Annotated in this window: 22 protein-coding genes; 19 read left to right on the top strand and 3 right to left on the bottom strand. The window is 69.1% G+C overall.

Going from position 1 to position 21,552, the window contains the following annotated elements:
- Window positions 1-80 precede the first annotated feature (80 nt).
- The 10 genes from BJ970_RS01310 (at window position 81) to BJ970_RS01265 (ending at window position 8,387) form a co-directional block, all read left to right on the top strand.
- Complete coding sequence (locus BJ970_RS01310; protein ID WP_184722540.1) at window positions 81-617, top strand: hypothetical protein; 537 nt, start codon at window positions 81-83, stop codon at window positions 615-617.
- A complete protein-coding gene (locus tag BJ970_RS01305) occupies window positions 610-1,161 on the top strand; it encodes a DUF3558 domain-containing protein (RefSeq protein ID WP_246470630.1) in 552 nt (183 codons plus the stop codon). The genes BJ970_RS01310 and BJ970_RS01305 overlap by 8 nt, the downstream gene beginning before the upstream one ends.
- An 11-nt stretch (window positions 1,162-1,172) precedes the next feature.
- Window positions 1,173-2,420, top strand: coding sequence for a hypothetical protein (locus BJ970_RS01300; RefSeq protein WP_184722537.1), 1,248 nt, complete (start codon window positions 1,173-1,175; stop codon window positions 2,418-2,420).
- Between the two features lie 76 nt (window positions 2,421-2,496).
- Window positions 2,497-3,273, top strand: coding sequence for an ESX secretion-associated protein EspG (locus tag BJ970_RS01295; protein WP_184722534.1), 777 nt, complete (start codon window positions 2,497-2,499; stop codon window positions 3,271-3,273).
- Between the two features lie 468 nt (window positions 3,274-3,741).
- Window positions 3,742-4,059 (top strand): integration host factor, actinobacterial type, encoded by a 318-nt coding sequence (gene mihF, locus BJ970_RS01290; RefSeq protein ID WP_150068243.1) that lies wholly within the window; start codon window positions 3,742-3,744, stop codon window positions 4,057-4,059.
- Window positions 4,056-4,658: a guanylate kinase gene (gene gmk, locus BJ970_RS01285; RefSeq protein WP_184722531.1), complete on the top strand. Its 603-nt coding sequence runs from the start codon at window positions 4,056-4,058 to the stop codon at window positions 4,656-4,658. The genes mihF and gmk overlap by 4 nt, the downstream gene beginning before the upstream one ends.
- Window positions 4,659-4,755: 97 nt before the next feature.
- On the top strand, window positions 4,756-5,049 hold the full coding sequence (gene rpoZ / locus BJ970_RS01280; protein ID WP_184722529.1) for a DNA-directed RNA polymerase subunit omega: 294 nt from the start codon (window positions 4,756-4,758) through the stop codon (window positions 5,047-5,049).
- On the top strand, window positions 5,046-6,296 hold the full coding sequence (gene coaBC, locus BJ970_RS01275; RefSeq protein ID WP_184722526.1) for a bifunctional phosphopantothenoylcysteine decarboxylase/phosphopantothenate--cysteine ligase CoaBC: 1,251 nt from the start codon (window positions 5,046-5,048) through the stop codon (window positions 6,294-6,296). Before rpoZ ends, coaBC begins: the two co-directional genes overlap by 4 nt.
- Before the next feature lie 96 nt (window positions 6,297-6,392).
- A complete protein-coding gene (gene metK / locus BJ970_RS01270; RefSeq protein WP_221467373.1) occupies window positions 6,393-7,574 on the top strand; it encodes a methionine adenosyltransferase in 1,182 nt (393 codons plus the stop codon).
- 84 nt (window positions 7,575-7,658) lie between these two features.
- Window positions 7,659-8,387: a YwaF family protein gene (locus tag BJ970_RS01265; RefSeq protein ID WP_184722523.1), complete on the top strand. Its 729-nt coding sequence runs from the start codon at window positions 7,659-7,661 to the stop codon at window positions 8,385-8,387.
- A 23-nt stretch (window positions 8,388-8,410) separates the two neighbouring features.
- Here BJ970_RS01265 and BJ970_RS01260 read toward each other — a convergent pair whose 3' ends face one another.
- On the bottom strand, window positions 8,411-8,869 hold the full coding sequence (locus tag BJ970_RS01260; RefSeq protein ID WP_184722520.1) for a tRNA (cytidine(34)-2'-O)-methyltransferase: 459 nt from the start codon (window positions 8,867-8,869) through the stop codon (window positions 8,411-8,413).
- A gap of 111 nt (window positions 8,870-8,980) precedes the next feature.
- Here BJ970_RS01260 and BJ970_RS01255 point away from each other — a divergent pair, with 111 nt between their 5' ends.
- On the top strand, window positions 8,981-9,265 hold the full coding sequence (locus tag BJ970_RS01255; protein WP_184722517.1) for a hypothetical protein: 285 nt from the start codon (window positions 8,981-8,983) through the stop codon (window positions 9,263-9,265).
- A gap of 103 nt (window positions 9,266-9,368) precedes the next feature.
- Entirely contained in the window at window positions 9,369-11,387 is a 2,019-nt protein-coding gene (locus tag BJ970_RS01250) for a primosomal protein N' (protein ID WP_184722514.1), read from the top strand.
- Window positions 11,388-11,450: 63 nt separating this feature from the next.
- Here the strand turns inward: BJ970_RS01250 and BJ970_RS01245 are convergent, their stop codons facing one another.
- On the bottom strand, window positions 11,451-12,482 hold the full coding sequence (locus BJ970_RS01245) for a polysaccharide deacetylase family protein (protein WP_184722511.1): 1,032 nt from the start codon (window positions 12,480-12,482) through the stop codon (window positions 11,451-11,453).
- A 175-nt stretch (window positions 12,483-12,657) separates the two neighbouring features.
- On the opposite strand from BJ970_RS01245, the gene BJ970_RS01240 reads away from it, so the two are divergent.
- The gene (locus BJ970_RS01240; RefSeq protein WP_184722507.1) at window positions 12,658-14,259 is read left to right on the top strand and encodes a putative glycoside hydrolase; all 1,602 of its coding nucleotides are present in this window, start codon (window positions 12,658-12,660) and stop codon (window positions 14,257-14,259) included.
- 158 nt (window positions 14,260-14,417) lie between these two features.
- The gene (gene ggt, locus BJ970_RS01235; RefSeq protein ID WP_184728806.1) at window positions 14,418-16,217 is read left to right on the top strand and encodes a gamma-glutamyltransferase; all 1,800 of its coding nucleotides are present in this window, start codon (window positions 14,418-14,420) and stop codon (window positions 16,215-16,217) included.
- A gap of 194 nt (window positions 16,218-16,411) precedes the next feature.
- Here the strand turns inward: ggt and BJ970_RS01230 are convergent, their stop codons facing one another.
- On the bottom strand, window positions 16,412-17,305 hold the full coding sequence (locus tag BJ970_RS01230) for a DUF4231 domain-containing protein (protein WP_184722504.1): 894 nt from the start codon (window positions 17,303-17,305) through the stop codon (window positions 16,412-16,414).
- A 157-nt stretch (window positions 17,306-17,462) separates the two neighbouring features.
- On the opposite strand from BJ970_RS01230, the gene def reads away from it, so the two are divergent.
- The 5 genes from def (at window position 17,463) to BJ970_RS01205 (ending at window position 21,458) form a co-directional block, all read left to right on the top strand.
- Window positions 17,463-18,008 carry a peptide deformylase gene (gene def, locus BJ970_RS01225; RefSeq protein WP_184722501.1) on the top strand — a complete coding sequence of 182 codons (546 nt, stop codon included), beginning with the start codon at window positions 17,463-17,465 and terminating at the stop codon, window positions 18,006-18,008.
- Between the two features lies 1 nt (window position 18,009).
- On the top strand, window positions 18,010-18,933 hold the full coding sequence (gene fmt, locus BJ970_RS01220; RefSeq protein ID WP_184722498.1) for a methionyl-tRNA formyltransferase: 924 nt from the start codon (window positions 18,010-18,012) through the stop codon (window positions 18,931-18,933).
- Window positions 18,930-20,342 carry an RsmB/NOP family class I SAM-dependent RNA methyltransferase gene (locus BJ970_RS01215; protein ID WP_184722495.1) on the top strand — a complete coding sequence of 471 codons (1,413 nt, stop codon included), beginning with the start codon at window positions 18,930-18,932 and terminating at the stop codon, window positions 20,340-20,342. The genes fmt and BJ970_RS01215 overlap by 4 nt, the downstream gene beginning before the upstream one ends.
- 73 nt (window positions 20,343-20,415) lie before the next feature.
- The gene (locus tag BJ970_RS01210) at window positions 20,416-20,874 is read left to right on the top strand and encodes a nucleoside deaminase (RefSeq protein ID WP_184722492.1); all 459 of its coding nucleotides are present in this window, start codon (window positions 20,416-20,418) and stop codon (window positions 20,872-20,874) included.
- 170 nt (window positions 20,875-21,044) lie between these two features.
- A complete protein-coding gene (locus tag BJ970_RS01205) occupies window positions 21,045-21,458 on the top strand; it encodes an OsmC family protein (RefSeq protein ID WP_184722489.1) in 414 nt (137 codons plus the stop codon).
- Window positions 21,459-21,552: the final 94 nt, after the last annotated feature.

The following is a 21,552-nucleotide window of genomic DNA, read 5'->3' as shown; positions in this document are numbered from 1 at the left end:
CGTTCGGCCCAGGTGCCGTTGAACCAACTCATGTCCGAACTGCCGCTTGTGTGCGCTAGGTTTGCCACGGTGGCAAGTGGATGACCGTCGCCCTCGTCGCGACGGCACGCAGGCGAGGGAGTTCAGCGGTGACGGCCGAGGGGGAAGAAAACCAGGTCCAGTTCGACGCGACGGACCAGGCGTACATGCGGCAACAGATGGACCAGGGTGGTTTGCTCGCTCCGGTCGGTGCCTTCGTTTCCACGGTGGCACGTGCGGCGGACAAGACGGCACTCGCAACTTCGCAAAGCACATACGGGTCGATGCAGATTGACCTGGACAAGGTCGATGAGATTGCTCGCTTCTTCGAAGACGAAGCCCGCGGGCTGCGTGAACGGCAGGCCGATATCTACAACTTGTCGACCATCACTGCTCCTGGGACGGACCCGGTGAGCGTTCAGGCCACCGAGAAGTATGGGCTGGTCGCTGCGGGAGATGAGTCGGCGTACCTCGAAAATTACTTGAAGCTTGCTGAAATGTTCGATAAGACCGCTGAAAATCTTCGTGCGAGTATTAAGCAGTCGCGAACTGATCAGGAGAACGCGGCAGACGCCTTCCGAGGAGGAAACCTTGCGTAAGGGACTCGCCATCAGCGCAGTCCTGGCCAGTCTTGTGCTGGCGGGTTGCAGTGGCGGATCGGACGAGACGGGGCCGACGACTGATGCGAGCGCGCCCCCGTCGGAGCCAACGGCTACGCAGTCGGCGCGTACGGCTCCCGCGAAGTCGCTGGACATCGACCGCTGCTCAATCGTTTCTCAGGCTCAGGCCAAGCAACTCGGGGCTGATCAGCAGCCTCGTGAACGAGATTCCAACGGTACGCCTGGATGCAACTACGACCTCGGCACGTCCGGCGCTGGTTTCATGGTCTTCCTTGCTGCTGACAAGGCCGAGACGATGCAGAAGTTCGCGGATGCTCGCCGATCGAACGTTAAAATGATCGACATCGGTGGTTACCCGGCGGCGCGGGTCGGCACCAACAAGACGAACTGTCTGCTGTCGCTGGATATTTCTGATAAGGGCTCCCTGTACGTCAATACCTTGGTGCCGTCTGGAACGCCGAATCCGTGCGATCTTTCTATGCAGTTCGCTGAGGCTGCTCTCCAGAATCTTCCCAATGCTTGAGGGGGCAGGGGATGACTGACACCAGACACATAGAGCCTTCAGATTTCGAAGGCGCGTCGCTCGATCAGATGCGCGGCTGGGTCCACGGCGGCACACCCGACGGCCTGTACGGCAGTTCCGAGGGGTGGAAGAAGGAGGACCGGTACCTCCGAGACCTCAAGACTCGTCTTGAGGACAAGCTCAAGAGCGTCGGCGCGGTCATGCAGTCCGAGTCCGGCGAAGCCATGCAGAACCAGGCCATGCCTGTCGTGCTCTGGACTGAGGTCGCTGCCGATAACGCGCTCGCGCAGTCGCAGCTGATGACCGACCAGGGTAACGCCTTCAAGAAGGTGCAGGATTCGATCCCGGGCAAGGGCGAGGAACAGGAAATCCCGGACGACTCGTGGATCGAAGAGGCGTGGGACAACATGTGGACCGGGTCTACTGACGCCGAGGACGCCAAGGCGCACAACGAGAAGCTGCGGCAGGAAGCCGTGCAAGCCTTCCAAGGTTACGACAACGCCTCGCAGAATGCGGTCGCCGCGAGTGCGATGTTCAGCCCGCCGCCGGATGGTGGCTTGAAGACTACCGTCACCGGATCGGAGATTCCTAGCGTCGGTCACCAGCCTGCCAGTACCAGCAGCCAGTCGGCGTCCTCCGCTGGGAGCGTCGTCGGTGGCGGGTCGGGCGTTGGCGGCGGAGGCGTTGGGTCGGGCATCGGCTCCGGTGGTGTTGGGGGCGTCGGCGGTCCTACTGGCACCGGGGGTGCCTCCGGTACCGGTTCGATGTGGCACACGCCGAGTACCGGTGACGGTTACCAGCAGCGGCCGGGTTATCCCGGAGGGCCGGGCAGCCCCGGCAGCCCTGGTTACTCGGGTGGTCCTGGTTACTCGGGTGGGCCGGGTCGTGGTGGGGCGGGCATGCCTGGTGGGCGTCCTGGCGCCGGTGCAGGGGCCGGTGGCGGTCGCGGCGTCGGCGGTCGTGGTGGCGTCGGCGGTGTGGGTGCTCGCGGGGCTCGTGGTCCCGGTATGGGTGCCGGTGGTCGGGCCGGGGTCGGCGGGTCGGGTAGCGGTGGTCCCGGGTCCGGTGGTGCTGGTGGGGCCGCTGGTCGTGGCGGCGCGGCCGGTGCCGGTGGCGCCGGTGGTCGCCCGCAGGGCAAGAAGGGCGAGGAGGACCAGGAACACGAGACCCCCGATTACCTCGTCGGCGATCAGGGCATCTTCGACGACGACCTGCCGCGGGTCGCACCGCCGGTCTTCGGTGAGTGGGACCAGCAGTAAGCAGTAGGCGACAACAGAAAACCGCGTGGGCGGCATCGGGTCGGTGCCGCCCATGTACTGGGCTGGGGAGCATCCGGTGAAATTCGAGCTGTCGAAGCAAGCTTTCTACGAGGCGTGGAAGCACTTCAAACTGGGGACCAAGCCGTTGGTGCTGAACGTGCTCCCGGAAGGCATCTTGCAGTCTGAGCGCCGCGAGGTGGAACGGCGGGCGTGGGAAGAGCTGCGCGCGCTCGGGTTCGGCAACGAGATGCGGGAAGACGACATCTACGGCGTGTTCCTGCCGTTGCAGCGCTACGAGCGTGCCTTCGACATCACCTTCAACGAGCGCAAGCCCGACGGTGCGAAGCTAAAGCTAACCGGGATGGTCGCCAACGTCCGGAACAGCGCGACGCTGGCGGTGCAGACCGAGGAGACCGTCCGGATGCAGGCCCTACCCGCCGATGCGATGGTCCGGGCGGTGCTCAGCGTTCTGCCCGAGGACGTCAAGGCCGGACCGGGGCGCGGCGTGTCGCTGCGCAGTTCTGCGATGGAGCAGGCCGCGACGGCCGCCGGGAAATCCGACCGCGCGATGGCCGACGGCCTTTCGCGGCAAGGGGTCCGGCGAGACGACGCGCGGACGCTGGTGGAGATGGCCGGGGGTCCGCGCACGGCTTGGGCTCAGGTCGGCGCGTCCATCATGGATGGTCAGGGCAAGCGGCACCGGGCCCCGATGGTCACCAACTTCTTCGCCAACGCCAAGGGCTGGTACCTCATCGAGAACAACCGTCGCAGCGCCGAAGCCTGGACCACGATCGCGCCGATCGACAAGCAACGGATGGCCACCCGGGTCCAGGACCTCATGAAGGCCCTCTGAGCCGCTGGACCCGCATCGAGCTCCGCCAGCGCACCTGCGCCGCCTCCGGAGCTCGTGGCACCGCCGCCCGGGCGGCAGACCGGCCGGTCGGTATGGCGGCAAAAGGAAACGGAACTTCCGCGTGGCGGAATTCGAGGAGCCGATTAGCGTTCTTGATCACTACGTCCGATGAGGGACATTTCACCCCGGTTTGACCTGCGAGGACGCCCCCGGCGTGGCTCAACTGTGCGGAAATCGGACACATTCGAAGAGTTTTGGCCGAGATTAGTGCACTTCAGCGGCTTTGTTGGTAGTACTTGCAGCGGCCCCGTGCTCGTGCACGCCTTGTACGAGTAGAAATAGAAGGGCCAGGGCGGCGCGCCGGCTGAATTGCGCTCACGAAACCGGGACCCCAGTGGAACCCGGCGGAGCGGACTCGGTACCGTCGCCCGCACCGATCAAGAGAAACCCCACATCACGGAGGACATGGTGGCCCTTCCCCAGCTGACCGAGGAGCAGCGGGCAGCAGCTCTGGAAAAGGCGGCTGCCGCCCGTCGCGCCCGAGCTGAGCTCAAGGAGCGCCTCAAGCGAGGTGGAACCACGCTGGCGGAGGTCCTGGAGACCGCCGACAACGACGAGGTCTTGGGCAAGATGAAGGTCTCCGCCCTGCTCGAAGCCCTTCCCGGCGTTGGCAAGGTTCGCGCTCAGCAGATCATGGAGCGTCTGGAGATCGCCAACAGCCGTCGGCTGCGCGGGCTGGGTGAGCGGCAGCGCAAGGCGCTGCTCTCCGAGTTCAGCGGCGAGTGATCGACGCACAAACCGGCGCTGAGCCGAGGACCGTCCGTCAGGGCGAGCCTCGGCTCACCGTCGTTTCCGGGCCCTCCGGCGTCGGCAAGTCCAGCGTGCTCAGCGAGGTGCGCAGGCAGGCTCCGGAGATTTACTTCAGCGTGTCCGCGACCACCCGCCCGCCCCGCGCCGGGGAGATCGACGGGGTGCACTACCACTTCGTCGACACCGCGGAGTTCGAGCGAATGATCGCCGCCGGCGAGATGCTCGAATTCGCCCGTTACGCGGGCAACCTCTACGGCACCCCGCGTAAGCCCGTCGAAGAGGCCCTGGCGGCCGGTCGGCCGGCCGTGCTGGAAATCGAACTGCAGGGCGCCCGCCAGGTGCGCCGCGCCATGCCGGAGGCACAGCTGGTGATGCTGCTGCCGCCGTCCTGGGGGGAGCTGGTGGAACGCCTCACCGGTCGCGGCACCGAGCCCACCGAGGTCGTCGAGCGGCGGTTGGCGACCGCGCGCGAGGAGCTGGCGGCCGAATCGGAGTTCGACGCGTCGGTCGTCAACGCCGACGTGCAGGTCGCGACCAGCGAATTGCTACGATTGATTCTTGGCCGCGAGCAGTGACCGCGCCGGTTGTGCACTTGACCGCACACTGGTTTCCGAGAGCACGGGCGCGCGACACCGCCGGTACGGACACCCACGAGGAGCAGGAGCCACTCACGTGAGCACCCCCAGCGCGCTGGCTGCGCTCAACAGCAGCCCGTCGACCAACACCGTCGAGGGCATCACCTACCCGCCGATCGACGACCTGCTGGAGCAGGTCAGCTCCAAGTACGCCCTGGTGATCTACGCCGCGAAGCGGGCGCGGCAGATCAACGACTACTACGCGCAGCTCGGCGAGGGCCTGCTGGAGTACGTCGGGCCGCTGGTCGAGCCGGGCCCGCGGGAGAAGCCGCTGTCGATCGCGCTCCGCGAGATCCACGCGGGCGTGCTTGAGCACACCGAAGGCGAGTGACGACCGATCGCACCGAGGATCGCCCGCGGGTGGTCCTCGGCGTCAGCGGTGGCATCGCCGCCTACAAGGCGTGCGAGGTGCTGCGGCGGCTGACCGAGTCCGGGCACAGCGTCCGGGTGATCCCCACTGAGGCGGCGCTGCGCTTCGTCGGCGCGGCGACCTTCGAGGCGCTGTCCGGGCAGCCGGTGGAGACCGGCGTGTTCGCCGACGTCGAAGAGGTCCCGCACGTGCGGCTCGGGCAGCAGGCCGACCTGGTCGTCGTCGCGCCCGCCACCGCCGACCTGCTGGCCCGTGCGGCGCACGGGCAGGCGAACGATCTGCTCACCTCGACGTTGCTGACTGCGCGCTGCCCGGTGCTGATGGTCCCGGCGATGCACACCGAGATGTGGGAGCACCCGGCGACGCAGGACAACGTGGCGCTGCTGCGCAGCCGCGGCGTGGTGGTCGCCGAGCCCGACAGCGGCCGGTTGACCGGCGCGGACACCGGCAAGGGCCGGTTGCCCGATCCCGCCGAGATCGTCGACCTGGCCCGGTTGCTGCTGGCCGAACCGCGGGCGCTGCCCCGCGATCTCGAAGGCCGCCGCGTCGTGATCTCGGCCGGCGGCACGCGTGAGCCGCTGGACCCTGTGCGCTACCTCGGCAACCGTTCGTCCGGTCGCCAGGGCTTCGCGCTGGCGCGCGTCGCCGCGCACCGCGGCGCGGAAGTCACGCTGGTCGCCGCGTACACCGCAGATCTGGTCGATCCGGCCGGCGTCCGGGTGATCCGGGTGGGTACCGCCGAGGAACTGCGGTCGGTGATGCTGGCCGAGTCCGACGGCGCGGACGCCGTGGTGATGGCCGCGGCCGTGGCCGATTTCCGGCCCGTCTCCCCGGTCGGACACAAGATCAAGAAGACCGATCGGGATCCGGAACCGCTGGCGCTGACCCGCAATCCGGACATCCTCGCCAAGCTCGTCGAGGCGCGGAACGCGGGCAAGCTGGCCGCCTCGCTGATCGTCGGGTTCGCCGCCGAGACCGGCGATCCGACCACCACGGTGCTCGACCACGGCCGCGCCAAGCTCGTCCGCAAGGGCTGCGACCTGCTGGTGGTCAACGCCGTCGGTGATGGACGGGCCTTCGAGGTCGACGACAACGCGGGCTGGTTGCTGGGCGGCGACGGCACCGAGGAGCCCATCCCCTTCGGCGCGAAATCTCGGCTGGCGGCCACATTGTGGGATGCTGTGAGCCGACAGCTCTCCCGCCAGTAAAGTGATCTGGTACGTCGGCCACCTCGGCGAGCTTTCTTCGCAGGGAATTCGGGGAGAATCGTGAGTCAGCAGTCGGGCCTGCGCACCGGGCGCAGGCTGTTCACCAGTGAGTCCGTGACCGAAGGCCATCCGGACAAGATCTGCGATGCGATCAGCGACTCGATCCTGGACGCGTTGCTGGCTCAGGACCCGCGCTCGCGGGTGGCGGTGGAGACCTTGGTGACCACCGGGCAGGTGCACGTGGCGGGCGAGGTGACCACGGACGCCTACGCGGACATTCCGACCATCGTGCGGGAGAAGATCCTGGAGATCGGCTACGACTCCTCCGCGAAGGGCTTCGACGGCAACTCCTGCGGCGTGAACGTCGCGATCGGCTCCCAGTCCCCGGACATCGCCCAGGGCGTGGACACCGCGCACGAATCCCGGGTCGAGGGCGTGCTCGACGAGATCGCCAAGCAGGGTGCCGGCGACCAGGGCCTGATGTTCGGCTACGCCTGCGACGACACGCCGGAGTTCATGCCGCTGCCGATCGCGCTGGCGCACCGGCTGTCGCGGCGGCTGACCCGGGTCCGCAAGGACGGCGTGCTGCCGTACCTGCGGCCGGACGGCAAGACCCAGGTGACCATCGAGTACGCCGGTGACCAGCCGGTGCGGCTGGACACCGTGGTGCTGTCTACCCAGCACGCCGCCGACATCGACCTGGATTCGATGCTGACCGTCGACGTCCGCGAGAAGGTGGTCGGCCCGGAGATCGAGGAGCTCGGCATCGAGACCTCCGACACCCGGCTGCTGGTGAACCCGACCGGCCGGTTCGTCGTCGGCGGCCCGATGGGCGACGCGGGCCTGACCGGCCGGAAGATCATCGTCGACACCTACGGCGGCATGGCCCGCCACGGCGGCGGTGCCTTCTCCGGCAAGGACCCGTCGAAGGTGGACCGCTCCGCGGCGTACGCCACCCGGTGGGTGGCCAAGAACGCGGTCGCCGCGGGCCTGGCGAGCCGCATCGAGGTGCAGGTCGCCTACGCGATCGGCAAGGCCGCCCCGGTGGGCCTGTTCGTGGAGACCTTCGGCACCGAAAACGTCGACCCGACGCGTATCCAGTCCGCGATCAACGAGGTCTTCGACCTGCGTCCGGCCGCGATCATCCGCGACCTGGACCTGCTGCGGCCGATCTATGCCCAGACGGCGGCCTACGGCCACTTCGGGCGCAACGACCTCGACCTGCCCTGGGAGCGCACGGACCGTGCCGAGGCCCTGAAGTCCGCCGCCAACGCCTGACGGTCATCCGGTGGGCGATTTGGAAATCAGCGCGTCGATTTCCCTTGAAATCGCCCGAACCCCCCGGGTCCTTACGCTTAAGGTGTGGAGCCGCTGCCGGTAGATCGCTTCGTACCCTACGGCCCGTCGCACTGGGTGCTCATGGTGCTGATCGTCGCCGGGTCGGTGGCGCTGCCCGTGCTCGGGCACCGGAACCGCGATCCGCGGACCACCACGTTGTTCACGCGCATCTTCGCCGTGGTGGTCTTGGCGTTCAACGTGCCGTTGCTGATCTACCAGCTGTTGCCCGCCCAGTGGAACATCGCCGAATCGCTCCCGCTGCAACTCTGCGACTTCGCCTGGATGGTCGCCGCCTACGCGCTGTGGACCCGACAGCCGCTGTCCTATGCCCTTGTCTACTACTGGGGCCTCACGCTGACCCCGCAGGCGATGATCACGCCCGCGCTGGACGCCCCGGATTTCCCGAATATCCACTTCATCCAGTTCTGGGGCCAGCATCTGCTGGTCATCTGGGCGGCGGCGTACCTGACGTGGGGCGTCGGGATGCGGCCGAACTGGCGCGGCTACTGGTTCTCGGCCGGGGTGACGCTCGTCTGGATCGCGGCGATGCTGGCATTCAACGCCTGGGCGGGCACCAACTACGGCTTCGTCAGCCGGAAGCCGGACAACCCGTCGCTGCTCGACGTGATGGGCGGCTGGCCCTGGTACCTGGGCGTCGGGGTGGCCATCGGGTTGGCCGCGTGGGCGCTGCTGACCTGGCCGTGGACCAGGACTCCGCGTGAATCGGGCAGCGCGGCGCGGACGGGAACGTGAGTGCGCAACCAGCAGCCCCGCGCTCACGAAGGCATCGCGAAACCCTGCTGACGCCAGGCCTCGTAGACCGCGACGGCCGCCGAGTTGGCGAGGTTCATCGAGCGGATACCGGGCAGCATCGGAATCCGCACCCGCAACGTCGATGCGTCGAGCACGTCCTCGGGCAGCCCGGTGGATTCGGGCCCGAACAACAGCACGTCGCCCGGCCGGTAGGACACCTTCTCGTAGGAGCATTCGGCCTTCGAGGTGAACGCGATGATCCGCTGCGGATCCAATGCCCGCCAGGCCGAGTCGAGGTCGGGATGCACGTGCAGCGCGGCGCGGTCGTGGTAGTCCAGCCCGGCTCGGCGCAGCTTCGCGTCCGACACGGAGAACCCGAGCGGTTCGATCAGGTGCAGCGCGCACCCGGAACCGGCCGCCATCCGGATCGCGTTGCCGGTGTTGCCCGGGATCTCGGGCTGATAGAAGACCACGTGAAACACCCGAAATCGTTTCACACTGGCCCCGGGTTCGGCAGCGCGGGGGAGGGGATTTCGGCCGGTGTGCGGCCCAAGGCCGCCGCCGATACTGGCAGCGGAGTGAAGGAGGGCGTCATGCCGATTCTTCGTGTCCAGCATTCCGTGCCGTCCTTCGACACCTGGAAGCAGCTCTTCGACCGCGATCCGATCGATCGCAAGCGCAGCGGCGTGCGCCACTACTGGATTCGCCGGGGCGTGGCGGATCCAGCCATGGTGATGGTCGATTTGGAGTTCGCCGAGTTCGACGAGGCCGAGGAGTTCCGGCACCGTCTGCACGGGCTGTGGGCGGGCCCCGCCCATCCCTTGGTGCAGGACCCGCAGACGTGGATCATCGAGACGGTGGAGTCCGTCGAACTCTGATCACACCAGCCGATTGGCGTCGCCATGCCGCGCGTGACGCCCGATGTACCCGTTGCGACGTGCACTTGACCGACCCGTCCGGGCGCTCTGGTAGAGAAGAGGCATGGCAGGTGCACAACCGAAGGGGGCGACGGCAAAGCGGACCGCGGCGGCGAACCGACCGGTGGCCCGCGTGCTGGTCGACGTCCCGCTACCGGTGCACCTGGACCGGCCGTTCGACTACCTGGTGCCCGACCGGCTGGACACCGACGCGGTGCCGGGCTGCCGGGTGCGGGTGCGTTTCCGGGGCAAGCTCGTCGACGGCTACCTGCTGGAACGCAACGAGACCACGGACTTTCAGGGCACCCTGTCCTGGGTCGAGCGGGTCTTGTCACCGGAACCGGTGCTGACCCCGGAACTGCTGGAGCTTGCCCGCGCGGTGGCGACCCGCTACGGCGGCATGCTCGCCGACGTGGTGCGCCTGGCGATCCCGCCCCGGCACGCCGGGGCGGAGAAGTCCGCACCCCGCGAACCCGGCCCACTGCCCCCGCGCCCCGCCGCCGAAGCCTGGGCCCGTTACCAACACGGAACGTCTTTTTTGGAGGCGGTGCACGCGGGACGCTCCGCCCGGGCGGTCTGGCAGGCACTACCCGGCGAAAACTGGCCCAGCCGGCTCGCCGAAGCCGCCGCCACCGCCGCGGCGGCCGGACGAGGCGCGCTGATCGTCGTCCCCGACCACCGCGACCTGCAGCGGCTGCAGGACGCCTGCACCGGGCTGCTCGGCAAGGACGGCGTGGTCGCCCTCGCCGCCGACCTGGCGCCATCCGCGCGCTACCGCCGCTGGCTGGCAGTGCTGCGCGGCGCGGCACGCGTCGTGATCGGAACCCGCGCGGCAATGTTCGCACCGGTGCACCACCTGGGCTTTGCCGCGGTGTGGGACGACGGCGACGACCTGCACAGTTATCCGCAGGTGCCCTACCCGCACACCCGCGACGTGCTGACGCAACGCGCGCATGCGGCAGGGGCGGCGCTGATCGTCGGAGGCTTCGCGCGTACCGCCGAAGCGGCGTTGCTGGCCGAGTCCGGTTGGGCGCACGAGCTGGTCGCGCACCGCACGGACGTGCGGGCGGCTGCGCCCAGAGTGACGGCGATCGGCGAAGATGACAATCAACTGGCGCGTGACCCGGCGGCGCGGGCTGCGCGGTTACCGTCGGTTGCGTTCGAAGCGGCGCGATCCGCGCTCGGTGCGGGAGCGCCGGTGCTCGTGCAGGTGCCACGACGCGGCTACGTGCCGGCGCTCGCGTGCGGCGACTGCCGCGAGCGGGCGAGGTGCCGCCGGTGCGCGGGGCCGCTGGCGCTGCCGGGAGGCAACGAAGACGGAGCGCCGAAGCCGGCGGCGTGCCGCTGGTGCGGAGCCGCGGAAGCGGCGTTCAAGTGCAGCTCCTGCGGCTCGCGGCGGCTGCGCGCGGTGGCGGTCGGTGCGTCCCGCACCGCGGAGGAGCTGGGGCGGGCGTTCAGCAATGTGCCGGTGCGGACCTCCGGTGCTGGCGAAATCCTGCCGACCGTGCCCGCGAAACCGGCGCTGATCGTGTGCACTCCTGGTGCCGAGCCGGTTGCCGAAGGCGGGTACGGCGCGGCGCTGCTGCTGGACGGCCGGACCCTGTTGGGCCGTCCCGAACTTCGCGCGGCCGAGACGGCGCTGCGGCTGTGGTTCGCGGCGGCGGCGCTGGTCCGGCCCGCTGGCGAAGGCGGGCGGGTCGTGGTCATGGCCGATTCGTCGCTGCAACCGGTGCAGGCCCTGGTGCGTTGGGATCCGGCGTGGTTCGCGTCGCTGGAACTCGCCGAGCGCGCCCAGCTCGGCTTTCCCCCGGCCCGCCGCGTCGCCGCCGTCGACGGCATCCCGGAAGCCATCGAAGCCCTGCTGGACTCGGCGGACCTGCCCGCGACCGCCGAAGTCCTCGGTCCGGTGCCGCTGGGCGAGGTCGACGAGGACGGCAATTCCGAGCGGGAGCGGCTGATCGTCCGCGTCGAGCGATCCGAAGGCCGAGCCCTCGCGGGCTCCCTGCACGCGGCCCAAGCGGTACGAGCCGCCCGCAAAGCGGCCGAACTGCAAGTCCGCCTCGACCCACTGGAATTGCTGTAGGCCGTAATCGGTGATCATCGGCTCCGCGCAGGACCGTGGCGGATCCGCGGTGAACCGCGAGGCTCAGTACCGGTGGAGCCGCGCCCCGACCGACGGTGCGGGCTCGGTGTTCCGGTCGGCAGGAGCGGAGACCCGGTTCGGATCTCCGTCCGAGGTGTAGCGCCGGGCCGGGTCGGCGGCGAGTTTGTCCAGCCACCTCGTGGAACCGTACTGGGCATCCGGTCCGGTCGGGCCCTGCGAACGGATGCGGGGCACGTTGAACGGGTCGAATTCCGCCGACCACGGCGACGGCGCCGGGTTGGATCCGACCAGCAAAACACTGCTGTAGTGGTAGCCGATTCCATCGGCCGAGCCTGCGGCCGCAAGCGGCTCGTTGTCGGGGTGCACGCCCAGCGGTAGCGCGATCGACTGTACCGGCACGCCCGGCACGGCATCGGTGATGACCCGCTGCATCCCCGCGATCTGGTGCGCTACCTCGGCATCCGATGCCCGGCCGAGGTTCGCGTGGTCGAGTGTGTGGTTGCCGATCTCGAAGCCGTGCTCGTGCAACCAGTTGAGGCTGCGCCGCCCGGTGGGTTCCTCGAACGGCGGATCGTTGACGTAGCACGTTGCCACCGGGCGGAACCCGGGGTGCGCTGCGGCGGCGTCCAGCAGGATGCGGATGGCTGTGCCCGGTGCCGGTTCGCCGGCACCGTCCAATGTGAACTGACTGACCGTGCCGTCGTCGAAGGTGAGCACCACCGGATGCTTTCCGGCCGGGATGTCGAACCGGCCGGTGGCGTACTCGGTGGTGGTCACCGGCACGTAGTCCTCGGCGGCCAGCCGGTCCAGCTCCGTGCGGAAATCTTCCGGCGTGCGGTCGTAAACGCTGCGTGGCTTGGCAGTGATCCGATGGTACATGAGCACCGGGACGTCGCCGAGTTCGTTGGCGTGCAACGACTCCGGCGTGGGAAGCGGAGGTGGCGCCGGCGGGGGACGCTGGAGGATCGCATTGTGTTGCGGCGAGCCGGTTTCTGCGCCGCACCCGGCACCGAGAATCGCGAACAGGACCGCTGCCGTCGCCGCGACGCCGTTTTTCCGCAGTGGTGACCGCATCCCGCCAACGCTAGAGATCGGCACTGTGATTGGGGATACTCCAAGTGGCTAATTGATCTCCGGCGATCGGATTGAGAGGGTGGTGGTACGGCCGGTCCGCAGGGGTCGGTTTCCACTTGATCGAGCATGAATTTAGTGCAGCCGTGCGAGTTCGCCAGTCGGGGAGGCGAAAGCGATGACGGATGCTGCCTCCGGTACGACCCGCGTCAAGGCGGCGTTGGCCGAGATACCCAGGTCTGTCGCGATCGGGTTAGGCGCCATTGTGGTGCTGCTACTCGGAGTCCTGTTACTACGAACGACATCCACAGCGGACGTCCGGATTGCCGGGTTACCGGACCATCCCATCAGGCCGGACGCGGTGGGCTCGATTCAGATCCGCGCCGGTACCGCCGATGGGTTGCGGGTGCTGCTCGACGGCCGGGAGATTCCGGCGGTCGAGCGGCAAGGCGCGCATGTGGTGCAGGCGGCCGGACTGCCGGACGGCCCGCACGAGTTGCGCGTCGTGGTGCCGCGCAGTCCGTCCTGGCTTGGTTCCACCACTACCACTCGAACATTTACAGTGGACAGCGAGCCGCCGGTGCTGCAGGTCGAGGACTCGTTGCGGCCGGAAGGGCCGAACAAGCCGGTGACGGTCACCGGGACCGTGCGGGACGCCAACCAGGTCACCGTGGCCGGCAAGCCCGCGGTGTCCGACCCGCGGGGCGGGTTCAGTGCCGTGGTCGACCGGCCGGACCGGAACATCCGGGTGGCCGCAACCGATGCCGCGGGCAACCGGACCGAGCGGATGGTGACCGTCCACATAAGACACCCCGGGATGCGTGCGGTGCACCTGACCGGGCTGGCCTGGACCAGCAACTCGCTGCGCGAGCCCATCCTGGCGATGGCCCGGCAGGGCAAGATCGACACCATCGAGCTGGACCTCAAAGACGAGAGCGGCGAGGTCGTTTACGACTCCGGGGTGCCGAGGGCTCGCCAGATCGGCGCGGTCAAGGGCTACTACCACGCCCGGCAGGTGCTCGACCAGCTGCATGGCATGGGCGTGCGGGTCGTCGGCCGTCTCGTCGCCTTCAAGGATCCGGTACTGGGCGCGGCATCCTGGCACGGCGGGCACCCCGAACGCGTCGTGCAGACCGCCGATGGCCGACCCTGGACGAGCGGCGCTTACGGCAGCTACGCGTTCACCAACTTCGCCGACCCCGTGGTGGTCCGGTACAACATCGATATCGCCGCCGAGGCCGCTGCCCTGGGCTTCGACGACGTCCTCTACGACTATGTGCGGCGTCCCGACGGGCACATCGAGCAGATGCGCATCCCCGGGCTGACCACCACGCCGGAGGCGGCCATCGCCGACTTCCTGCGCCAGACCCAGCCCGAGGTGCGGTCGCGGGGCGCGCTGCTCGGCGCGTCGGTTTTCGGCATCGCGGTGGACCGGCCCACCGAGATCGCCCAGGACATCCGGCAGATGTCGCAGTTCGTCGACTACATCTCGCCGATGGTCTACCCCTCGCACTGGGCGCCCGGTGAATTCGGGGTCGCCGATCCCAACTCCCAGCCCTACGACATCGTGGCACGCTCGCTGGCGGTGTTCGCCAAGGCGGTCGAGGGCACCGATGTACAAATCATCCCGTGGCTGCAGGATTTCAGCCTCGGCGTCCGCTACGGCCCTGGGGAGGTGGCGGCGCAGACCGACGCCGCGCGGAACAACGGCATGAACTCGTTCCTGCTTTGGGCCCCCAACTGCCGCTACCACGACGCGGCGCTGGGTCCGGCGAAATAGGGCCCGGCGCAATAGCGCGCGGCGAACGGCCTGTTCGCCTCGTAAGGTTAGCCGAGTACTCCGTTCGCTTCACCGGCTTGGTGCCGTGTGGCACAACAGTTGTTTCGAGGGCGCGAACTGGGCAGAGTATTGCGGCGTTGTCGATGTTGGAGGTGGCGATGCCGTCGAGGCATATTCGACTAACCCTGGCCGTGATCACGTCGTGTGCGCTGATCGCGCCGATGGCACAGGCGGCCCCGCCGGGTGGCCCGCCGACGGAGCCACCCAAGCAAGCCGAGGCCATCGGTTCCGGTGGCGCGGTCGCCAGCGCCGACCCCTACGCGACGCAGGCCGGGATCGAGGTGCTCAGCCGCGGCGGCACCGCCACCGACGCGGCGGTCGCGGTCGCTGCCGCGCTGGGTGTCACCGAGCCCTACCTGGGCGGGATCGGCGGCGGCGGTTTCTTTGTGCACTACGACGCCAAGACCGGCAAGGTCGAGACGATCGACGGGCGGGAGACCGCGCCTTCCGCCGCCCACCGGGACATGTTCCTGGACAACGGTCGGCCGATCCCGTTCGACGACGCGGTCACCAGCGGACTCAGCGTCGGTGTGCCGGGCACCCCGATGACCTGGCAGGCGGCGCTAGACCGCTGGGGAAGTAAGAAACTCGGCGAGGTGCTGCGCCCGGCCGAGCAGTTGGCGCGCAAGGGCTTCGTCGTCGACAAGACCTTCCGCGAGCGGACGGCGCAGAACGAGCAGCGTTTCCGTGCGTTCCCGGCGACCCGCGACCTGTTCCTGCCGGGCGGCAAGCTTCCCGAGGTCGGCAGCGTGCTGCGCAACCGCGACCTCGCCGACACCTACCGAATCATGGGCACCCGCGGCATCGACGCCCTGTACCGGGGCGAGCTCGGCGCGGATGTGCTCAAGGCGGTGAACCAGCCGCCGGTCGACCCGACCGTGAAACGCACCGTGCGTCCCGGCGGCATGACCACCGACGACCTGAGCGACTACCGCATCGCCGAGCAGTCGCCCACGCACCTGACCTATCGCGGGCTCGACGTCTACGGCATGGCTCCGTCGAGCTCCGGCGGCACGACGGTCGGCGAGGCGTTGAACATCTTGGAGCGCACCGACCTGTCCCGCCTCGACAAGACCGCGTACCTGCACCGGTTCCTGGAGGCCAGCAAGATCGGCTTCGCCGACCGCAACCGCTGGGTGGGCGACCCGAAGTTCAACGACGTGCCCACCGATGAGCTGCTCAGCCAGCAATTCGCCGATTCCCGGGCCTGCCTGATCACCGACGACGCGGTGCTGCCGACCCCGGTCGCGGCCGGCGATCCGCGCAACCCGCAGGGCTGCCAGGCTCGCACCGCCGGTGGCGTCGAGCCGTACGAGGGCCCGAACACCACGCACCTGACGGTGGCCGACAAGTGGGGCGACGTGGTGTCCTACACGTTGACCATCGAGCAGGTCGGCGGCAGCGGGATCGTGGTGCCGGGCCGGGGATTCCTGCTGAACAACGAGCTGACCGACTTCAACTTCACCCCGGTCACCCCCGGCCAGCCGGACCCGAACCTACCCGGTCCGAGCAAGCGCCCGCGCAGCTCGATGAGCCCGACGATCGTGCTTCAGGACGGCCGACCGCTGCTGGCCGTCGGCAGCCCCGGCGGCTCGACGATCATCACCACGGTGCTGCAGGTGCTCCTCGGTCGCCTGGACCGCAAGCTGTCCCTTGTGGACGCCATCGCCGAGCCCCGGGCATCGCAGCGCAACGCCGGGCAGACCGAAGCGGAGGCGGGCTTCCTGGCTCAGCCGGAGGCGGAAAAGCTGAAGGCCATCGGCCACCAGTTCAAGCCGACCGGCGAGATCGGTTCCGCGACCGGCGTCGAACGGCTGCCCGACGGCCGCTGGATCGCGGCGGCCGAACCCGAACGCGCGGGAGGCGGTTCAGCAGCAGTGGTGGTGCCCGGCCGCTGAGGCGCGAGTTGCAACGGGGCCGTGAGTCTTTCCGGAAGCGCTGGATTCACGGCCCCGGGCCCCGGCGTTCGCAGACCGGTCGGAGCGGATCGTGCGGTTGCGGGGGATCTTTGGCCCCTTGCAGGATGGCTGCGCCGCGGCCGGAGAGCGCGGAGAATTCCCTTTCCCGCCAGCGAAAATATTCTGCGCGTCGATCACCTCGTCCGGTTGGCGTGCCACATGGTGTGCTCGCGGCTGACCGCCGCCTCGGCGTCGGCGACCGCGGCCGACCACTGCTGCTCGTCGAGGTCGCGGTCGAGCAGATCGCGGATCACGGCCAGTTCGTGGGAGGCCATCACGTACGCGGTCGCGGTCGCGTTGTGCTGGCGGGTGGCGTTCCATGCCGCGAACGCCGACACCGCCGCGGCCACGATGCCCGCTAGGTCGAAGTTGACCACGCCGAGCGCCTTGGCCAGCGCGCCGGCAACGCCCACCACTTCCATGGTCAGCATCGTGGTCCGGAAGATCCGCGCGTTGCGCAGGTGGTAGAGCGCCCTGCTCGCGTACCAGTCCTGCTGGTCGAGCACCCGGCCGATCAGGTAAGCCTCCTTGCGTTCGGCCAGCGGCGCGGCGCGCATCGACCGCATCTTGTCGGTGATCGTCGATGCCGTGCTGGGCAGCAGTGGAACCTGGGGCAGGTCGCGCTGCAGGATGCGGATCCGCTCCACGAACTCGTCGTCGGCCCGTCCGGACCCGGCCGCGAACGGCGCGGCACCCGCGACGTAACGCCAGGTCAGGGTCTTGACCGACTCCGCCAGTGCGCGGCCCTCGTACCAGACCTTGTCCGGCCGGGAGCCGACCACGGCCAGTTCGATCACCATCGCGCAGACGAAAGCCAGAGCCGTGCCCACCGCGAACACGTCGATCCCCGCGGCGCCGATGGGCAGGGTGAACGCGGCGAACACCGCGGCCGAAACGGTCAGCACCAACCGGGAGCGGACGGCCCGCAGGTAGGTGCGCTGCTGGTGCACGGAGGCCGCATCCGCCGCCTGGAACAGTCCCGGGTAGTCGGTGGGGGTCAAGAACTGAAGCTGATCGGTGCTCGACAATGCACGCTCCGTAGCTAGGGGGCTCTAGTGAATCGTGGTGGAGGTGCGCTCCGAAAGCGGCCATTTCGGCGGAACTGCCGCCGCGGCGACCAGGAGCGGGTGACGACTAGACTCGGCGGGTCGCCAATCGCCGTCGTCGACATCTCAGGGAGCTCAAGTGACCGTCCAGCCGATCAGACTCTTCGGCGACCCCGTGTTGCGCACCAGGGCCGACGAGGTGGTCGACTTCGACAAAGAGCTGCGCACCCTGGTCGAGGACCTGTGGGACACGATGGAGGAGCAAGGCGGGGCCGGGCTGGCCGCGCCGCAGCTGGGCGTGGGCCTGCGGGTGTTCACCTACCACTGCGACGGGTTCGCCGGGCACCTGGTCAACCCCACCTGGACCGTGGTCGGCGATGAGGAGCAGTTCGGTCCGGAAGGCTGTCTGTCGATCCCCGGGATGCGCTGGGACTGCTTGCGCGCCAGCCACGTGGTTGCCCGCGGCTGGAACATGCATGGCGACCCGGTCGAGGTCGAGGGCACTGACCTGCTCGCCCGGTGCATCCAGCACGAAACCGATCACCTCGACGGCGTGCTGTTCGTCGACCGGCTCGACGAACAGACCCGCAAGGCCGCAATGCGCGAGATCCGCCAGGCCGCGTGGTTCAACGGCAATGCACCGGTGATCAAGGAAAGCCCGCACCCGCTGTTCGGGGGTCGCTGACATGCGCGTGGTCTTCGCCGGCACGCCCGCCCCGGCGGTGCCCTCGTTGCAGGCGTTGCTGGACTCCGACCGGCACGAGGTCGCCGCGGTGATCACCCGACCGGACGCCCCGGCCGGGCGCGGACGCAAACTGGTGCGTTCTCCCGTCGGCGCGCTCGCCGACGAACACGGCATCGAGGTGCTCGCGCCCCAGCGCGCGTCGAGTCCGGATTTCTTGCAGCGGTTAGGCGAACTGGCCCCGGATTGCTGCCCGGTGGTGGCCTACGGCGCGCTGCTGCGGGAGAAGGCCCTGGCCATCCCGAAGTTCGGCTGGGTGAACCTGCACTTCTCGCTGCTGCCCGCGTGGCGCGGGGCCGCCCCGGTGCAGGCGGCCATCCGGCACGGCGACGAGATCACCGGGGCCAGTACCTTCCGGCTGGTGCCCGAGCTGGATGCCGGGCCGGTGTTCGGCGTGGTCACCGAGCAGGTGCGCGCCACCGACACCGCAGGCGAGCTGCTGGACCGCCTGGCGATCTCCGGCGCCGGCCTGCTGGTGGCCACCCTGGACGGCATCGAGGACGGCACGCTGCGTGCCGAGGAGCAACCGGACGACGGCGTCAGCTACGCACCCAAGGTGACCGTCGAGGACGCCAAGGTGGACTTCACCGTCCCGGCCGTCGCGGTGGACCGGCTGATCCGGTCGGTCACCCCGGACCCCGGCGCGTGGGCGCTGCTGCACGACGAGCGATTCAAACTCGGCCCGGTGTCCATTGTGGACGAAGAACTGCCGCCCGGCGAGATCCGGGTGGAACGGCGGCGCGTGCTGGTCGGCACCGGCACCTCGGCGGTCGCGCTGGGTGCGGTACAGGCGGCGGGCAAGAAGCGGATGGCCGCCACCGACTGGGCCCGTGGAACCCGCATCGAGCAAGGAGAACGGCTCAAGTGAACGATCGCCGCCGCCGGCCCTCCCGGCCGGCCAAGGCTCGCCCGCCGCGGCGCAAGTCCGGCCCCGCTCGGCCGCTGGACGTCGACCCGGTCCGCTTGGCCGCAGTGGAGACGCTGCGCGCGGTGCGGGAGCGCGACGCCTACGCCAACCTCGCCCTGCCGCCGCTGCTCAAGCAGCGCCGCATCACCGGCCGGGACGCCGCATTGGCCACCGAGCTGACCTATGGCTCCTGCCGGGCGCAGGGATTGCTGGACGCCGTCATCGACGATTGCAGCAACCGGCCGCTGGCCGAGTTGGAGCCGAAGATGCTCGACGCGCTGCGGCTCGGGGTATACCAGCTGCTGCGCACCCGGATCCCGGCGCACGCCGCGGTTGCCTCCACTGTGGACATCGTGCGGTTCGAGAATGGTTCGAAACTAGCCGGTTTCGCCAACGCCGTGATGCGTCGCGTCACCGAGCTCGACGAGCAGGGCTGGGTCGACAAGCTCGCCCCGGCACGCGACGAGGACCCGGTCGGATACCTCGCGACGCGGTACGCGCACCCGAGGTGGATCGCGCAGGCGTTCGCCGATGCGCTCGGCATCGACGAACTGGAGGCGGCGTTAGCCGCCGACGACGCGCGGCCGGCGGTGCACCTGACCGCGCGCCCGGGCGAGATCAGCGCCGACGAGCTCGCCGCGATCACCGGCGGCGACCCGGCGCCGTACTCGCCGTACGGGGTGCGGCTGGAGGCGGGCGCCGGCGACCCAGGCGACCTGGAACCGGTGCGCGAGGGCTTCGCCTCGGTGCAGGACGAAGGCAGCCAGCTCGTGACGCTCGCGCTGACCCGCCCCGAGATCGAAGGGTCGGACCTGCGCTGGCTGGACCTGTGCGCCGGCCCGGGCGGCAAGGCCAACCTGCTCGGTTCGCTGGTCACCCTCGACGGGGGCGCGCTCGATGCCGTCGAGCAGGCTCCGCACCGCGCGGACCTGGTGCGCAAGGCCACCGAAGGGCTCTCGGTGTCGGTGCACGTGGCCGATGGCCGCGACCCGGGCCTGGAGCCGGGCTTCGACCGCGTGTTGGTGGACGCGCCGTGCACCGGGCTGGGGGCGCTACGACGGCGTCCGGAGGCGCGGTGGCGGCGGCAGCCCTCGGACGTCGGCGACCTGACGAAGTTGCAGCGTGACCTGCTGCTGTCGGCGATCCGGCTGACTCGTCCCGGCGGCGTGGTGGCGTACGTGGTGTGCTCGCCGCACCTGCCGGAGACTGAGGGCGTGGTGTCCGATGTCGTGCGCCGCACCGGGGTCGAGCAGCTGGACGCGCGCCCGTACTTCCCGGACGTGCCGGACCTGGGCGATGGGCCGGGGGTGCAGCTGTGGCCGCACCGGCACGGCACCGATGCGATGTTCTGCGCATTGCTGCGGGTGTGACAGGGCTCATCGGCGAGTTCTTCGTGCATACCTGCTGCGGTTATTGCCATGCGCATGACGGGAAGGAGCGGCAGTGTCCGAAGAGGACTATCGGCGGTGGCTGGCGGTCGCGGTCGGCGAAGCCAAGGCCGGGCTTGCGGAAGGCGGAATTCCGATCGGTGCGGCGCTGATCGGCTCCGACGGGCGGGTGCTCGGCAGCGGGCACAATCGCCGGGTGCAGGATGACGATCCGTCCGTGCACGGCGAGACCGCGGCCTTCCGCAACGCGGGGCGGCAGCGCTCCTACGCCGGCACCACGATGGTGACCACCCTGTCGCCCTGTTGGTATTGCAGCGGACTGGTGCGCCAGTTCGGGATCGGCCGCGTCGTCATCGGCGAGGCCAGGAACTTCTACGGCGGCCACGACTGGCTTGCCGAGAACGGGGTCGACATCGTGCTTCTCGACGACCCGGAGTGCGCCCGGCTGATGGCCGATTTCGTCGAAGCCAACCCGCGCCTGTGGTACGAGGACATCGGCGAGGAAGCCGACTGACCGCCGGTTTGGCCCCGGCCGGGATTCCCGATTTTGCCTAAAATTGGGGTTCTCGGTCTTGATCCCCGGCGCGCTTGCCGCGGAACAACGCGGTCGCCGACGTGGTTGCACCTGCACGGTTCCGCATCGAAGCTGGGACCGGCAACCGCAACCGACGTCAGGTGGTACGAATGTCTTCCACTCCGGTCGAAGTGACCCGGACAGGTCAGCACGTCTTCACCGCGACGAACCCGCGCGGCGCCGAGGTGGCGATCGGTCCCGAGGACGCGCCCGGGGCTTTCACCCCGGGTGAGCTGCTGCTCGCCGCCATCGCCGCCTGCTCGGCGGTGACCAGCGAGAACCTGCTGGTCCGGCGGCTCGGCGAGGACGCGAAGGTGACGGTGCACGCCGACCGGACCAAGACCCCGGAAGACAAGCACAAGTTCGCCTCGGTCCAGGTCAGCCTCGACGTCGACCTCAGCGGGTTCGAGGACGGCGAACGCGGCAGGCTCGTCGACGCGGTCCGCCGCGCCATCGAGAAGTACTGCACTGTCAGCCGTTCGGTCGAAGAGGGTACCCCGATCCAGATGTCCATTTCGCACTGACGGTAGTCATTTTCCCCATCGTGACTAGGCCAATCGCGTGCGAGACGTACGGCGTTTGGATCAACAATGCGGTGAGAATGCAACCAACTGTGTA

It is taken from the genome of Saccharopolyspora phatthalungensis (assembly GCF_014203395.1).
In the GTDB taxonomy this organism is placed as follows: domain Bacteria; phylum Actinomycetota; class Actinomycetes; order Mycobacteriales; family Pseudonocardiaceae; genus Saccharopolyspora; species Saccharopolyspora phatthalungensis.
This window is presented reverse-complemented; position numbering and strand designations above follow the sequence as displayed.